The 14,978-nt window shown below is 69.6% G+C and carries 12 protein-coding genes and 1 pseudogene; 4 read left to right on the plus strand and 9 right to left on the minus strand.

The window, feature by feature from the left end; translation table 11 throughout:
- Positions 1-142: pseudogene (locus Q0R13_RS00135) on the minus strand (hypothetical protein); the annotation flags it as partial.
- 99 nt (positions 143-241) lie between these two features.
- Here Q0R13_RS00135 and Q0R13_RS00140 point away from each other — a divergent pair.
- Positions 242-1,861, plus strand: coding sequence for an FMN-binding glutamate synthase family protein (locus Q0R13_RS00140; protein WP_293897622.1), 1,620 nt, complete (start codon positions 242-244; stop codon positions 1,859-1,861).
- Between the two features lie 46 nt (positions 1,862-1,907).
- On the opposite strand, the gene Q0R13_RS00145 is transcribed toward Q0R13_RS00140, so the two are convergent.
- On the minus strand, positions 1,908-2,285 hold the full coding sequence (locus tag Q0R13_RS00145; protein WP_293897625.1) for a VOC family protein: 378 nt from the start codon (positions 2,283-2,285) through the stop codon (positions 1,908-1,910).
- Between the two features lie 175 nt (positions 2,286-2,460).
- On the opposite strand from Q0R13_RS00145, the gene Q0R13_RS00150 reads away from it, so the two are divergent.
- On the plus strand, positions 2,461-3,888 hold the full coding sequence (locus Q0R13_RS00150) for a serine hydrolase (RefSeq protein WP_293897628.1): 1,428 nt from the start codon (positions 2,461-2,463) through the stop codon (positions 3,886-3,888).
- Between the two features lie 43 nt (positions 3,889-3,931).
- Positions 3,932-4,927 (plus strand): LLM class flavin-dependent oxidoreductase, encoded by a 996-nt coding sequence (locus Q0R13_RS00155; RefSeq protein ID WP_293897630.1) that lies wholly within the window; start codon positions 3,932-3,934, stop codon positions 4,925-4,927.
- A gap of 63 nt (positions 4,928-4,990) precedes the next feature.
- On the opposite strand, the gene Q0R13_RS00160 is transcribed toward Q0R13_RS00155, so the two are convergent.
- The 6 genes from Q0R13_RS00160 to Q0R13_RS00185 form a co-directional block, all read right to left on the minus strand.
- Positions 4,991-5,356, minus strand: coding sequence for a sulfotransferase (locus Q0R13_RS00160; protein WP_293897632.1), 366 nt, complete (start codon positions 5,354-5,356; stop codon positions 4,991-4,993).
- Positions 5,357-5,701: 345 nt separating this feature from the next.
- Positions 5,702-6,559, minus strand: coding sequence for an isocitrate lyase/PEP mutase family protein (locus tag Q0R13_RS00165; protein ID WP_293897635.1), 858 nt, complete (start codon positions 6,557-6,559; stop codon positions 5,702-5,704).
- 10 nt (positions 6,560-6,569) lie between these two features.
- On the minus strand, positions 6,570-7,175 hold the full coding sequence (gene leuD / locus Q0R13_RS00170) for a 3-isopropylmalate dehydratase small subunit (protein WP_293897638.1): 606 nt from the start codon (positions 7,173-7,175) through the stop codon (positions 6,570-6,572).
- Between the two features lie 2 nt (positions 7,176-7,177).
- On the minus strand, positions 7,178-8,584 hold the full coding sequence (gene leuC / locus Q0R13_RS00175) for a 3-isopropylmalate dehydratase large subunit (RefSeq protein WP_293897641.1): 1,407 nt from the start codon (positions 8,582-8,584) through the stop codon (positions 7,178-7,180).
- A 4-nt stretch (positions 8,585-8,588) separates the two neighbouring features.
- A complete protein-coding gene (locus tag Q0R13_RS00180) occupies positions 8,589-10,136 on the minus strand; it encodes an alpha/beta fold hydrolase (protein ID WP_293897644.1) in 1,548 nt (515 codons plus the stop codon).
- Positions 10,137-10,214: 78 nt separating this feature from the next.
- Complete coding sequence (locus tag Q0R13_RS00185; protein ID WP_293897647.1) at positions 10,215-12,692, minus strand: TonB-dependent receptor; 2,478 nt, start codon at positions 12,690-12,692, stop codon at positions 10,215-10,217.
- A 345-nt stretch (positions 12,693-13,037) separates the two neighbouring features.
- Here Q0R13_RS00185 and Q0R13_RS00190 point away from each other — a divergent pair, with 345 nt between their 5' ends.
- Positions 13,038-13,823, plus strand: coding sequence for a helix-turn-helix domain-containing protein (locus tag Q0R13_RS00190; RefSeq protein WP_293897650.1), 786 nt, complete (start codon positions 13,038-13,040; stop codon positions 13,821-13,823).
- Positions 13,824-13,844: 21 nt separating this feature from the next.
- Here the strand turns inward: Q0R13_RS00190 and Q0R13_RS00195 are convergent, their stop codons facing one another.
- Positions 13,845-14,963 carry a zinc-binding dehydrogenase gene (locus tag Q0R13_RS00195; protein WP_293897653.1) on the minus strand — a complete coding sequence of 373 codons (1,119 nt, stop codon included), beginning with the start codon at positions 14,961-14,963 and terminating at the stop codon, positions 13,845-13,847.
- Between the last annotated feature and the right edge of the window lie 15 nt (positions 14,964-14,978).

Here is a 14,978-nt window from a genome sequence, read left to right on the forward strand (position 1 = left end):
CGCCGGGGTCGTCCAGCGTCGCAAGCCAGCCGTCGGCCTGCTCGCGGAACATGGCCAGGACCTCGGCGATCACGCCCATGTCGCCGGCCGCGAAGTCCTCAAGATAGGCGAAGTCCATCGCGCCTTCGGATCGGTCGGTCATGTCGCAGCGCTCCGCCTGGTCTCAGGTTCATGGACGAGTCGAACGCCCCGCGCCATCATTGGCGCCCAGGGGCGCTCCGCGCCTGCGGAGACCACGCCCATGCGCCTGCGTCCCAGCCGCCTGACCGCCTTCGGCGTTTGCCTGATCGTCACCACGATCGGCCTGGCGTTCTGGACCCACGGGCCCTGGGCCTGGTGGCTGGCGGGCGTGGGCGGGGCCCTGAGCCTGCTGGGGGTGCTGGACCTGGTCCAGCCGACCCATTCCATCCAGCGCAACTATCCGGTGATCGGCCACGTTCGCTGGCTGGCCGAGACGATCCGCCCGGAGCTGCGCCAGTATCTGTTCGAGGCCGACGAGGACGCGGCGCCCTTCTCCCGCAGCCAGCGGTCGCTGGTCTACATGCGCGCCAAGGGCGAGGCCGGCGAGCGGCCGTTCGGCACCCTGCTGGACGTCTATCGCAACGGCTATGAGTTCATCGGCCATTCGACCCGGCCGGTCCCGGCGGCCGACCCGGCCAGCTTCCGGATCGCCATCGGCGGACCGCAGTGCGCCCGACCCTACTCCGCCTCGGTGTTCAACATCTCGGCCATGAGCTTCGGGGCGCTCAGCGCCAACGCCATCCGGGCGCTGAACCGCGGCGCGGCCAAGGGCGGCTTCTATCACGACACCGGCGAGGGCAGCATCAGCCCCTACCATCGCGAAGGCGGCGGCGACATCGTCTGGGAACTGGGCAGCGGCTACTTCGGCTGCCGCAACGAGGAGGGCCACTTCGACCCGGACAAGTTCGCCGTCCAGGCCCAGACTGATCAGGTCAGGATGATCGAGATCAAGCTCAGCCAGGGCGCCAAGCCGGGCCACGGCGGCGTCCTGCCGGCCCCCAAGGTCTCGGCGGAGATCTCCCAGACCCGCGGCGTGCCCATGGGCCGCGACTGCGTCTCGCCGGCGCGCCACACCGCCTTCTCCACGCCGCTCGAGATGATGGCGTTCATCACCCAGTTGCGGGAGCTCTCCGGCGGCAAGCCGGTGGGGTTCAAGCTGTGCCTGGGCCACCCGTGGGAGTTCATGGGCATCGTCAAGGCGATGCTGGAGACTGGCGTGCGGCCGGACTTCATCGTCGTCGACGGCGGCGAAGGCGGCACCGGCGCCGCGCCCACCGAGTTCAGCGACCACATCGGCGCGCCCATGCGCGAGGGCCTGCTGTTCGTGCACAATACCCTGGTCGGCGCGGGGCTGCGCGACACCCTCAAGCTGGGGGCGGCCGGCCGGATCGTCAGCGCTTTCGACCTGACCAGCGTGCTGGCCATCGGCGCCGACTGGGCCAATGCGGCGCGGGGCTTCATGTTCGCCCTAGGTTGCGTGCAGTCGCTGAGCTGCAACACCAACCGCTGCCCGACCGGCGTGGCCACCCAGGACCGGGGCCGGCAGCGGGCCCTGGTGGTCCCCGATAAGGCCGAGCGGGTGGCCAACTTCCACCGCCTGACCCTGAAGGCCCTGGCCGACATGCTGGCCGCGGCCGGCCTCGAACATCCGGACCAGCTGACGCCCGAGCACATGGTCCGGCGGGTGAGCCTCACCGAGGTGCGGCAATTCTCGGAGCTGCACACCTTCCTCAAGCCCGGCGTGCTGCTGGACGGCAGCTGCCAGGAAGGGTTCTACCGCGACAACTGGGCGCGCGCCCTGGCCGACAGCTTCGAAGGCTCGGCGGCGCCGGCGCGATAGGCGCACGCTGACGGCCAGGCCGAAGCCTGACCGCCAGCCGCTTGCGTCAGCCCATGCGGTGCAGGGCGCAGAGCTTGTTGCCGTCGGGATCGCGCAGATAGGCGAGGTACATCTTGCCCATCCCGCCTTCGCGCACGCCCGGAGGATCCTCGCAGCTGGTTCCGCCGTTGGCGACGCCGGCCGCGTGCCACGCGTCGGCCTGCTCGGAGGAGCTGGCGGCGAAGCCGATGGTGCCGCCGTTCGGCGCGCTGGCCGGCTCGCCGTTGATCGGCTTCGACACCGAGAAGACGCCGGTCGGGGTGCGGTAGAAAATCCGGTGCCCGTCGACCATCGCCGGCGAGACGCCAAGCGTGCCGAGCAAGACGTCGTAGAACGACTTGGCCCGGTCCAGGTCGTTGGTTCCGATCATGATGTGCGAAAACATCCTGCTGTTCCTTCCCTGCTGGCGCCCCGCGAAGCGAGGCATTGCCGTTGACGCCGCTTCTTCCATGGTCCGCGCCCGCGCGGCAAGCCGCTGGGGTCTTGAAATCGGGATGGCGTCTCGGGATCGTGCGCCCCGGCCATGCTAGAGCCGACGCCCGCGCCCTCACGGAGCCACGATGACATCCCCGGAGCCGTCCGCCTTCTCGATCGTCCAGCCGGTCTACGAACAGTTCGCCCAGGACCAGCGGATTCCCGGCCTGGTCGCCGGCGTCGTCCACGATGGCCGACTGGTCCACCTCACGACGGTGGGCTTTGCGGATGTCGAGCGCGAAACGCCGGTCACCGCGGAGACGGGCTTCCGCATCGCCTCCATGACCAAGAACGTGACCGCGCTGGCGGTGCTGATGCTGCGCGACGCCGGCGCGGTCCGTCTCGAGGCGCCGGCGGGCGACTATGTGCCGGAGCTGGCGGCGCTGCCGCTGCCAACCCGCGACAGCCGCGCGGTGAGCGTTCGCGACCTGCTCAGCCATGTGGCCGGCCTGGTCACCGACGACCCGTGGGGCGACCGGCTGCTGGGCCTCGCCCCGGCCGATTTCACCGCGCTGCTCGCCACAGGTGGGCTGTTCGCCCAGGCCCCGGAAACCGCCTTCGAATACAGCAACCTCGGCTATGCACTGCTGGGCCGGGTGATCGGAAATGTCACGGGCAGGCCCTATCAGGACTGGATCGGGGAGATGCTGCTCGGCCCTCTGGGCATGGCCTCGACCACCTTCGACGTCGACCGGATACCGCAGGCCGCGCGCGCCACCGGCTATCGGCGGGCGCCGCCGCTGTGGCCGGAGCCGGCCGAGCCGGACGGCGAGTTCGGGGCCATGGGCGGCCTGACTACCAACGCCCTCGACTACGCGCGCTACGTAGCCTTCCTGCTCGACGCCTGGCCGCCGCGCGACGGTCCCGAGACCGGCCCGGCCCGGCGCGCCAGCATCCGCGAACTGGCGTTGGCCCACGCGATGCCGGGTCTCGGCGAGGCCCGGCAGGTCGGGGGGGCGGCCGTGCCGGTGGCCAGCGCCTATGGCTATGGCCTAGTCAGTTCCAGCGACGCCCGGCTCGGCCGCTATCTGCATCACGCCGGCGGCCTGCCCGGCTACGGCTCGCACGTGCTCCTGGCGCCGGACGCAGGGCTGGGCCTGTTCGCCTTCGCAAACCGCACCTATCCGAAGGTCAGCCAGGCCAACATCGCGGCAGCCGACGCGCTGCTGGACGCCGGCCTCTGGACGCCGCGCCCGGTCGCGCTGGACCCGCGCCTGGCGACGGTCTCGCAGGCGGTGGCCACGGCCTACAGGCTGGGCCGGATCGCCGCAGCCGAACCCCATCTGGCGCCCAATCTCCTGCTGGACGTCTTGCCCGCCGACTACGACGCGCAACTCGCGGCGCTGAAGCTGCGGCTGGGGGATGGCGCGCTGCTGAGCGTGACGCCGCGCCATGCCCTGGCGGGCCGGTTCGTCCTGGCCTGCGAGCGCGGCCAGCTGACCGGCGAGCTGATCCTCGCGCCCGGACCGGCCCCGAAAATCCAGAAGCTGACGTTCGATCCGCCCCCCGCGTGAGACGCAGCCTAGGCGCGGGGCCGCGAGCCCCTACATAGGCCCGATGATCCCGCTCTCCGTGCTCGACCTCTCCCCCATCGTCCAGGGCGGCAGCCCGGGCCAGTCGCTGCGCGCCAGCCGTGACCTTGCCCGCGCCGCCGAACGGCTGGGCTACGGGCGCTACTGGCTGGCCGAGCACCACAACATGACCGGCATCGCCAGCGCCGCCACCGCGGTCGCCTTGGCCTTCGTCGGCGACGGCACCTCGACCATCCGTCTGGGCTCAGGCGGCGTCATGCTGCCCAACCACGCCCCGCTGATCATCGCCGAACAGTTCGGGACGCTGGAGGCGCTCTACCCCGGCCGCATCGACCTGGGCGTCGGCCGCGCGCCCGGCACGGACCAGGTCACGGCGCGCGCGCTCCGCCGCAACCTGGCGGGCGGCGTCGACCAGTTTCCGCACGACGTCCTGGAGCTGATGGCCTTCCTCAGGGACGCCCAGCCCGGCCAGTCCGTCCGCGCCGTCCCAGGGGCGGGTTCGAACGTGCCGGTGTGGATCCTAGGGTCCAGCCTGTATGGCGCGCAGCTCGCCGCGGCCCTGGGACTGCCGTTCGCCTTCGCCTCGCACTTCGCGCCGCAGATGCTGGACCAGGCGGCCGCGATCTATCGCGAGCAGTTCACCCCGTCGGACTATCGCGCCCGGCCACACCTGATGCTGGGCCTGAATGTCGTGGCGGGCGAGACCGACGCCGAGGCCCGGCTGCTGTTCAGCTCGCTGCAGCAGGCCTTCATCAACCTCCACGCCGGACGGCCCGGTCCGCTGCCGCCGCCCCGCGAAGATTCCGATGGCCAACTGGCGGCCATCACCGGGCCGGGCTCACCGCTGTCAAAGGCGGTGGTCGGCGGGCCGGAGACGGTGCGCGCGGGCCTCGCGGACTTCGTCGCCCGCCACCGGCCCGACGAGATCATCGTCACCGCCCAGATCTTCGACCAGGGCCAACGCATCCGTTCCCTCGAGATCGTCGCCCAGGCCCGCGACGCGCTGGCGCTCGCCGCCTGACCGCGCCCGGCCCCGCGGTGCGCCGGCTCCGCCTTGGAGCTGCCGCTCGGCGCCAGGTCGACGCTATACGTCCTCCGCGGCGACCAGGCCCGCCGCTTCCAGCACCTGGCGCATCGGCGCGAGGCCCGCGCCATAGCGCCGCCAGCGACCCAAGGAAGTGCTGTAGAGCAGCTGGCGCACCTGGACCGAGCTGGCGGTCGCCACCGGGGCCGTGTTCTCGTGGAAGGCCAGGCAGCGGTCTTCCCAGGCCAGGCCGCAGAAGCTCAGCAGGCGGGCGGTCTGCGCCGCCTGGTCGGCGACCACATCCTCGTAGGCGACCTCCAGGAAGCGGTCCGCGGGAAGCACCCCGCGCCAGTGCGCCATCAGCCGGTCGAAGCCCACGTAGTAGCGGGCCGCATCCGCCGGCGTGGCCGCGGGGCCGACGTCCACGACCTCAATTCGACTTGCCGGCCCTGCGATGCCGATGCGCCGCCAGCGCGGCGATCGCCTGGCCGGGAAAACGCCGGGGCCCGACAACCTGCAACAGCTCACGGAGAAACCTCAGGACCCCAGCCATCGCCATGACCTTCCGCGCCAGATCGACTTCGCCAGCGACCCAGTGAACCCAAGTCGGGCCGCAAGTCCCGCCCTCCGCGCGAGGCGATCACGCTTTTGCGGCGCGACGCCGCGTATTTTGGCGGGCCGGCCCGGGGCGGCGCAGATTGTGGGCGCAGGCGCTGACGACATGTCCCGCCTCGGCCGCTTTGGGCGGCGGCATCGGCCTCGGGGCGGGCTCTATTTCGCCCACCGCCGTTCGAAGTCCCAGACCTCTTCGAAGCCGATCAGGCCGCAGAATTCCTTGAAGTCGAAGATCGGCAGGTCGGCGTAGCTGCCGGTGGTCTTCAGCGCCCGCAGGCCGTCGCGCATGGCCGCGGCGGCCACCAGGCTGGTCATCGACGGGTAGATGGCGAAGGCATAGCCGATCTCCTCCAGCACCTTGGCCGGCAGGACAGGGGTCAGCCCGCCATCGGCCATGTTGGCCATCAGCGGCGTGTCGAACGCCGCACAGGCCTGGCGCATTTCCGTTTCCGAGGTGAGCGCCTCGGGGAACAGGATGTCGGCGCCGGCCCTGGCGTAGGCCTCCGAGCGCCGCAGCGCGCCGTCCAGCCCCTCGCTCTGCCGCGCGTCCGTGCGCGCGGCGATCAGGAAGTGGCGGCTGTCCTGCCGGGCGGCGACGGCGACCTTGATCTTCTCGACCATGTCCTCCAGCGGGATCAGCCGCTTGAAGGGCGTGTGGCCGCACTTCTTGGGAAATTCCTGGTCCTCCAGCTGGATGACGGTGACGCCGGCGGCTTCATAACCCCGCACGGTATGGTGGACGTTGAGCAGGCCACCGTAGCCGGTGTCGGCGTCGGCGATCACCGCGGCGTTGCTGGTCTTCACAAGCGTCGACATGCGGTCGAGCATCTGGGTGTAGGTGGCGATACCGGCGTCCGGCAGCCCCAGGCTGGAGGCCGTCAGCCAGTAGCCGGTGCCATAGACCACGTCGAAGCCCACCTGGTTGGCGACCACCGTGGAGATCATGTCCTGCAGGCCGGGTGCGACGAAGAACTCTCCGCGATCCAGCTTCTCCCGGACGATGGGGTTGGCCATGTCGGTCTCCTCAATACAGCCAGGGCGTGGCGGCGCGGCGGCTGGCCTCGTAGGCGTCGAGCGCCGGGCCGCTGCGGTTCAGGATGATGTCGATCTCGCCCCAGCCGTTGAGCAGGGCCTCGCGACGCCACGGCGCGGTCTCGAAGGCGATGACCGGTCCGGCCTGCCGCAGCACCTGGCCCGCGGCCAGGTCCACGGTGAGCGGCGCACCGGCCTCGGCGTCGGCCAGCAGCCGCGCCAGATCCGCCGGGCTGACGATCACCGGCAGGATTCCGTTCTTGAAACAGTTGGCGTGGAAGATCTCGCCGAAGCTGGTCGACACCACCACCCGGAAGCCCGCGTCGCGGAGCGCCCAGCAGGCCTGTTCGCGACTGGAGCCGCAGCCGAAATTGTCCCCCGCCACGAGGATCTCGGCCGTCCGGTAACGCGGCTGGTTCAGCACGAAGTCCGGGTCGGGGGCGCCGCCTGGCCCCGCGCGCCACTCGTAGAAAACGTAGCGGCCCAGGCCCCGCTTCCCGGTGATCAGCAGGAAGCGGGCCGGGAAGATGCTGTCCGTGTCCACGTTGGCGGCCGGCATCGGCGCGGCGAGGCCCGTGAGGGTTTCGAACCGCTCCATGGTCAGGCCGCCGTTCCACGGACATCCACGATCCGGCCGGCCAGGGCCGCCGCCGCCGCCATGGCCGGACTCATCAGATGCGTCCGCGCCCCGATGCCCTGGCGCCCCTCGAAGTTGCGGTTGGATGTGGAGGCGCAGCGCTTGCCGGGCTCGAGCCGGTCGTTGTTCATGGCGACGCATAGCGAGCAGCCCGGCTCGCGCCATTCGAAGCCGGCGTCGAAGAAGATCCGGTCCAGCCCCTCGGCCTCCGCCTGCCGCTTCACCGCGCCGGAGCCAGGCACCACGATGGCGGTGACACCGGCGGCGACGCGCCCGCGGCGCGCCACCTCGGCCGCGGCCCTGAGGTCCTCGATCCGCCCGTTGGTGCACGACCCGATGAAGGCGTTGTCGATCGCCAGCCCGATCAGCGGCTGACCCGGCCGCAGCCCCATATAGTCCAGCGCGCGGGCGATCTTGCGCGCTTCGGCCTCGCTGGCGGCGGTCGCAGGGTCCGGAGCCGTGCCGGTCACAGGCGCCGACTGGTCGGGACTGGTCCCCCAGGTGACGCGCGGGGCGATGGCGGCGGCGTCGATCTCGACCATGCGGTCGAACACCGCGTCCTGATCGCTGGTCAGGGTCCGCCAGTGAGCCAGGGCCGCGCCCCAGGCCTCGCCCGCCGGCGCCATGGGCCGGCCGGCGATGTAGGCGAAGGTGGTCTCGTCCGGCGCGATCAGGCCGACCCTCGCGCCCGCTTCGATGCTCATGTTGCAAAGCGTCATGCGGCCTTCCATGGAGAGGGACCGCACGGCCTCGCCGGCATATTCGATGGCGTAGCCGACGCCGCCCGTGACGCCGAGCGCGGCGACCACGCTGAGGGTCAGGTCCTTGGCCGTCACGCCCAGGCCCAGACGGCCGCAGACGTTGACCCGCAAGGTCCGGGCGCGGGCCTGACGCAGGCTCTGCGCAGCCAGGACGCACTCGCACTCGCTGGCGCCGATCCCAAAGGCCAGCGCGCCGAACGCCCCGTGCGTGGAGGTATGGCTGTCGCCGCAGACCAGGGTCATGCCCGGCAGGGTGAAGCCCAGCTCTGGGCCGATGACGTGGACGATGCCCTGGCGGGGATCGGTCAGCGGCAGGTGGGCTATGCCGAAGGCCTCGGCGTTGACGGCCAGCAGCGCCACCTGCTCGCGCGCCAGCGGATCGGCGATCGGGCGGTCCCGGTCGCGGGTCGGCACCGCATGGTCGGCGACCGCGAGGTGCGTCTCCGGACGGCGGACGCGGCGGCCGGCGGCGCGCAGGCCCTCGAAGGCCTGCGGACTGGACACCTCATGGATCAGGGAGCGGTCGATGTAGAGCAGGCTGACGCCCTCGTCGTAGGCTTCCACCTCGTGGGCGGCCCACAGCTTCTCGTAGAGGGTCCGTCCGGTCATGGTCCTAGCCCTCCGGCACGCCGTCGCCGGGACGGACCCGCAGGTGGTCGATCACCCGCCCCAGCAGGTCCGCGCAGTCGGGGCCCTGGACATAGGCTCGGAACAGGCGGTCCAGGCGGGCCACGTCCGGGCTGTCCGACCCGCGTACACGCACGGGGGCGCCGGCGCCGGGCGGCACGTCATAGAGTTGCAGGTCGCGCAGCTGAAACCAGGCCGAGGTCAGGTGCGCGCCGTCCCAGCGCGGCGCTTCGGCGCGCAGCAGGGGCGCCGTCGGCAAGATTGCCCCCGGCGCCATCCAGGCCAGGGGCTCCAGGTATTCGACCGGCGGCCCACCGCGCGCGTGCGCCCACACCCTGGCAACGACGGCGCTGGCGCCCTCGCCCGCCAGGCTCGACGGTTCGAGCGCCAGATGCGCCAGCGCCGCCTCAAGGACAGCCACGACGCCGTCCAGCCCTGTCCCAGCGTCAGCGAGCGGGTCCGACGCGCCGCATCCGGGCGGGCTGATGACCACCACCAGGTCTTCGGGGTGCGCCGCGGCCTGGGCGGCGGCCAGGGCCTCCACGTCACCGGGCAGGCCCGGCAGGACGACCCGGACAGGACCCGTGGCGCGTCCCGTCATCCGCATGTGCAGCCACCCCTCGCCGACCGGAACGAACCGCGCCCCGGGTCGCGTCTGGGCCCCCGGCGGAGGTCCGGGCGCCGCGGCGTCGGGCGCGCGCCCCTTGGCAACGCCGTGGCGGATCGCTCCGGACCAGGCCGCCGCCGACTCGTCCAGCCAGACGATGTCCCAGCCCGGGCCTGGTTCCAGCCGGTCGAGATGGTCGGCGATGAGATCCGTCGGGCGGGCCATCACCGTCACGGGCGGCTTCAGGTCGCGCAGCACGGCGTTGGGCTGGAAGGCGGCGGCGCGGATATAGGCCTTGGCGTAGTGCGGGCCGGACTGAACGAAGCCCAGGGCGCTGCGCTGCAGCGGCTCCAGGTCCGATGGCGCGCGGCGCAGCCGCCGGGCCGGCGTGCGCTCGTACCAGGGAAACCAAGTGGAGTGGTCCTTGACCCGGGACCAGAGCCCCATGACGTGCCGACCGTCCCAGTCGGGGAGGTAGGGCGCGAGGTAGCGGGTGCGGAAGTCCTCCACCTCATCGTCGGTAAAGGCCGAAAGCCCGTCGAGGACCAGGGCGCTGACCCGGCCAGGCTCGCGCCGCGCGAACGCCGTGGCCAGGGCCGCGCCGGTGTGGGCGCCGTAGAACGCGGCCGTCCGGGCGCCCAGGGCGTCCAGGGTCGCGGCGATGGCGTCCAGGAACGCGTCCATCGCGGGAGCGTCGCCGAGCAGCGGGTCCGACAGTCCGTAGCCCGGCGTGTCCGGCGCAACGACCCGGTAGCGGCCGGCCAGCGCGTCGATCACCGGCAGCAAGGACAGGGATGATCGAGGCGATTCATGCAGCGCCAGCACCAGCGGGCCCTGGCCGGCGGCGCGATAGTGGAGGTCCCCATGGGGCAGGCGCAGATAGCCCCGTTCAACGGGCCGTGCGGCGGGATATCTGGGCTGCAGCACGGGGCGCAGGCTCTCCTCAAGGCTGACGGGCGCCCCCGCAAGGGAGCGCCCGACGGACCTTCGATAGCGCATCGACTGTCAGAACTGCAGCGCCAACCGAACCCCGTATTGGCGAGGCTTCTTGGCCGTTCCCGCCACCGTCTGCTGACCGGCGATGTTCTGCGAAAAGCCGCCCAGGGTCGGATAGGAAGCCGCCGAGGCCGCCAGCCGCCCGTCGGTGACCCGCGTCGAGCGCGTCGTGTCGTCGTTGTTGGTGGCGTTGCGGACGAAACCCTCAAGCGTCCAGTTCTCGTACTGCACACCGACCCGGGCATTGATCGTGCTGTGGGCGGGCACCCAGGACTGGTCCCATTCCTCGTTGTAGACCTTGCTTTGATACTCCCAGTCGCCGCGAACGTAGAGCGTCAGGTCCGAGGTCACGTGGTGGGTGTAGTCGCCGGAGAACGAGGTCTGCAGCGCCGGCGTGCCTTCCTGCTGCTTGCCATGCACCGAGCGGCAGTTCAGCCCGGTCTGGACCCCGGTCAGGGCCGCGTAGGGCGCCGAGCAGAAGGCAATATACTTCGCCTTGCCGTAACCCACCGTGGCGCGCAGCTGGAGGTCGTCGGTCACCGCGGCATTGGCCTCCGCCTCGAAGCCATCGACCTTGGAATGGACGCCCGGCAGGAAGATCGACGCGAACCCGGTCGGCGTGCCCGCCACCGGCGTCGTCTGGGCAAGCTGCTCGTTCTTGAAGTCCATGTGGAAGACGGCGGCGTTGACCGTCAGCCGCCCGTCGAGCCAGGTCGACTTCACGCCCGCCTCATAATCCTTCAGCTTCTCCTCGTCGTATGAATACGGAATGTTGTTCGCGGCGGCCTGCGCCGGCGTGATCGGCTGGAAGCCCCCAGGATTGTTGCCGACAGAATAGAGCGCGTAGAACTGAAGGTTTGGATTGACTTTATACTGGATGTTGAAGCGCGGCAGGAACGAATTGTAGGTGGCATTGAACCTGGTGAGGCGGGTGCCCAACGTCGCGAGCGCCGTCGAATAGCTTCTGGTCTCGATCTTCTCGTGTTGATAGCGCGCTTCACCACTGATCGTGATGTGGTCGTTCACATCGAAATAGATCCCGCCGAAGACCGAATTGTCCGTGGCCGGATTCAGGAACGATCCGCCATAGCCGCTCGAGAAGAAGATCGGGACCCCGCCCAGCGTGGACAGGAAGGCGTGTCCGTCGACCTTGGAATAGTTGTACCCCAGCGTGTAGCGGATCCGCTGATCCTGGGGCGAGGTCACACGGAACTCCGCCTGGGTGTCCTTCTCCCCCAGGGCGTAGTTGAAGAAGCTCGATGCGAAGTTGTTGCTGGTCGGAACGCCCAACCCATTCGGAACGACCACCGGGCTGGTCCCCGATAGGTAGAAATTGCCGTCCAGTTGCTCGTGGAAGGCCTCATGGGTCTTGCCGACATAGCCGCTGACCGTGTGGTTCAGGACATGCCACTCATAGGCCACCGAGAACCGGTCCTGCTCGTGGCGGATCCCCGGATTGGTGAGCGCCGTCGTCGGAAGGCCCCAGCTCGGCGCCGAGAAGTTATAGTGGACCGGGCCGTTGAAATAGTAACCGAAGGTCTGCGGCTGGCCGGAGACCAGGGCGCGGGGCATTGAGACCCGCGAATTGGGATCGGCATAGAGGACCGGCGGAATGTGATCGCTGTCTTCGACGTGCGCGTAGTAGACCTTGATCTTGATGTCGCTGGTCGGCGTCCACACCGTCTTTGAGGAAATCGACTTCGTCGACTGATCTCCCAGGTGATAGCCATCGGTCGTGTGCCACTTGTTCGGACCGGTAAAGGAATATTCCCGGAACGTGATCTGCTCAAACAGCACGTCCTTGATGATCGGCGCAGAGATGAAGCCGGTATAGTCGTGCTCGCCCTCGGTGGCCTGGACCAGATCGATCTTGCCGGTGAGCTCGTTGCCCGGATCGCGGGTGATGAAGTTCACCGCGCCGACGAAGGTGGCGCGTCCGAAGTAGGCGCTCTGAGGTCCCTTGAGGACTTCGATCCGCTCCAGGTTGGCCAGTGGAATACTGGCGTAGTCACCGGGGCTGTACTGGCCGTCGATGAACACCGACGCCTTGGAGGGGCCGGCGGTGCCGGTGGAGAAGTTGCGGATCTGCAGCTTGTTGCCGCCGTTGCGGCCGCCCGAGGTGCCGAAGTAGACGCCCGGCGTCACGGTCGCGAGATCGAAGATCGACTTGATCTCGAGCTTTTCGATAGACTTGGCGGTGAGCGCTGAAACCGTAAGCGGAACGTCCTGCAGCTTCTCTTCCTGCTTGCGGGCCGTGACCACGACTTCTTCCAACGTGCCGGAGTTGGCGGCGTCCGCCGCCGCCGCCGCGGCGCCACTGGCCCAGCCAATACCCGAGAGCATGGTCGCCGTGCAGAGTAGAGCCCTGGTGTGTCGACGCGAAATCTTCTTCAGCACTGGAATTCCCCTTATCCCGTCTTGCGTAGCCGCAGGTTCAGGGACCGGGGTTCGGCAGTCAATATGCGAGAATATGACTTTATGATGCATGTATGTGCATCATGGGTAGTCGGCCAGCCGAAATCTGACCGCACTGGCGTGCCGTAAATCTACATTTGTTTTAATATATCAATAGTTTATGATTCATCGGTCGAAATCGGCGACATTGGGGCGCAAATCCGTCGCGCCGGGATTTCATGACGATGCGCCAGAATGATGGAAAGTGTGTCTCTGGCGCCGCTAACAGTTTTCGCGCGCCGGCCTGTTGAAACTTGCTTTGATGCGGGCTTTGAACGTCTCGAACGGGGATAGCACACGAAGGTCCGCACCGTTGCGACGATGTCCGCTTCGCCAAATTCTACCCGCGGCCGTTCGTCGAAGACCGCAAGAGGGTTCATGTCCGAGGAAGCCAACGCCACGATCAAGTCCGTCGCTCGGGTCTTTCAGGTGCTGGAGCTGTTCGAAAAGCTGCGCGAGCCGCTCACCTCGATCCGGGTCGGCCGCAGCCTGGACTATCCCGCCTCCAGCGCGCTGGCCCTGCTGAAGAGCATGGTGGCGCTGGGTTATCTGTCGTTCGACCGGATCGACCGCACCTATTTCCCGACCATGCGCCTGCCGCTGATGAGCCAGTGGGTGGAGAGTGCGGTCCACAGCGGCGACGGCAGCCTGATCGCCATGGTCGGGGAGTTGATCCGCGCGACCGGCGAGTCGGTCTCGATCAGCTGCCAAAACGACCTGCACATGCAGTTCGTCCACATCGAACAGGGGCCGCAGCACATCACGGTGAACCTGTCCGCTGGCACCCTGGCGCCCCTCTTCCGCTCCAGCATCGGCCTGGCCGCGCTGACCATGCGGCCAAACGACGAAATCCTGCGGCTGGCGGCCCGCCAGAACAAGGCCTCGAAGGGCAAGGAGGCCGCCCTGGACCCGGGGGCGACCCTGGAGCTGGTGGAGGGCATCCGCCGCCGCGGCTGGTTCGCAGGCTACGACATGTACATCGAGGGCGTGGGCGCGATTTCCTGGGTGCTGCCGACGCGCGACGGGCGGCGCAACATGGTGCTGGCCATCTCCGGCCCGACCGAGCGGATCCGGCGCAACGAGGCCCAGATCGTCGTCGCGGTCACGCCGATCCTGCAGGCCCATGGTTTTGCAAGTCAGGAGCGTCCGAAGCGCTCGGCCTGAGCTGTCGGCGGCCGGCGCGGGTCAGGGCGTCACGATCTGGCGGATGGCCCCGCCACTGGCCAGCTCGTCCATCAGCCGGTTGATCTCCGACAGCGGGCTCACCGAGGTCAGCAGCCGGTCGACCGGCAAGCGGCCGGCCCGCCACAGCGCGATATAGCGCGGCACGTCGCGCGACGGGATCGAGGAGCCCATGTAGCTGCCCGCCAGCGTTTTGCCGTCGCCGACCAGGGACACGGCGGGAATGCTCAGCATCTCGGCCGGATTGGGGAGGCCGACGGTCACGGTGCGGCCGCCGCGCTTGGTGGCCCGGTAGGCCTGGACCAGCACCTCGGCCTTGCCGGCCGTCTCGATGGCTACATCGACGCCGCCGCCGGGGACCGCGGCGATGGCGGCCGCCGCTTCGGACGGGTCGACCGCCACCGTGGCGCCGAGCTCAAGGGCGAGCTGACGCTTCCAGGGAAACGGGTCGATGGCGACGATGGGCTCCGCGCCAGCCACCATCGCCCCCAGCAGCGAAGACAGGCCAACCCCGCCCAAGCCATAGATCGCGACGCTCTCGCCGGGCCGGACCATGGCGGTGTTGAGCACGGCGCCGACGCCGGTCAGGACCGCGCAGCCGAACAGCGCCGCGATCTCGGGGGCGATGTCCCCAGGGACCTTCACGGCCGAGCGCTCGTCGATGACGGCATGGGTGGCGAAGGCCGACACGCCCAGATGGTGGAAGACCTCGCCGCTGCCCTCGCGCAGCCGGTGGCCGCCGCGCAGCATGCGGCCCGCGCCGTTGGCCTGGGCGGCCGGAGCGCAAAGGAAGCCGTGCCCCGAACCGCACGACGCGCAGTGGCCGCAAGCCGGCAGGAAGGCCAGGACCACGCGGTCGCCGGCCTCGAAGCGGCTCTTCGGATCGCCGGCCCGCATCACCGTCGCCGCGGCCTCGTGGCCCAGCGCCATCGGCATCGGCCGCGGCCGGTCGCCGTTCACCACGGACAGATCCGAATGGCAGATGCCGGCCGCGTCGATCCGGACCAGCAGTTCGCCGTGCTGCGGCTCGCCCAGGTCGACCTGGGCCAGGCGGAGCGGTCGGGTTTCGGCGTAGGGGCCCGGATCGCCGATCCGGTCGAGTATGGCGGCGGTGATCTGCATGGGAGGTCCTGGGGA

This window comes from Phenylobacterium sp., assembly GCF_025351295.1.
GTDB lineage: Bacteria > Pseudomonadota > Alphaproteobacteria > Caulobacterales > Caulobacteraceae > Phenylobacterium.

Bases quoted from the DNA above. Each gene is read 5' to 3' on its own strand.
- Q0R13_RS00140 (WP_293897622.1), top strand. From the start codon at position 242: ATGCGCCTGCGTCCCAGCCGCCTGACCGCCTTCGGCGTTTGCCTGATC.
- Q0R13_RS00145 (WP_293897625.1), bottom strand. From the start codon at position 2,285: ATGTTTTCGCACATCATGATCGGAACCAACGACCTGGACCGGGCCAAG.
- Q0R13_RS00150 (WP_293897628.1), top strand. From the start codon at position 2,461: ATGACATCCCCGGAGCCGTCCGCCTTCTCGATCGTCCAGCCGGTCTAC.
- Q0R13_RS00155 (WP_293897630.1), top strand. From the start codon at position 3,932: ATGATCCCGCTCTCCGTGCTCGACCTCTCCCCCATCGTCCAGGGCGGC.
- Q0R13_RS00165 (WP_293897635.1), bottom strand. From the start codon at position 6,559: ATGGCCAACCCCATCGTCCGGGAGAAGCTGGATCGCGGAGAGTTCTTC.
- leuD (WP_293897638.1), bottom strand. From the start codon at position 7,175: ATGGAGCGGTTCGAAACCCTCACGGGCCTCGCCGCGCCGATGCCGGCC.
- leuC (WP_293897641.1), bottom strand. From the start codon at position 8,584: ATGACCGGACGGACCCTCTACGAGAAGCTGTGGGCCGCCCACGAGGTG.
- Q0R13_RS00185 (WP_293897647.1), bottom strand. From the start codon at position 12,692: ATGCATCATAAAGTCATATTCTCGCATATTGACTGCCGAACCCCGGTC.
- Q0R13_RS00190 (WP_293897650.1), top strand. From the start codon at position 13,038: ATGTCCGAGGAAGCCAACGCCACGATCAAGTCCGTCGCTCGGGTCTTT.
- Q0R13_RS00195 (WP_293897653.1), bottom strand. From the start codon at position 14,963: ATGCAGATCACCGCCGCCATACTCGACCGGATCGGCGATCCGGGCCCC.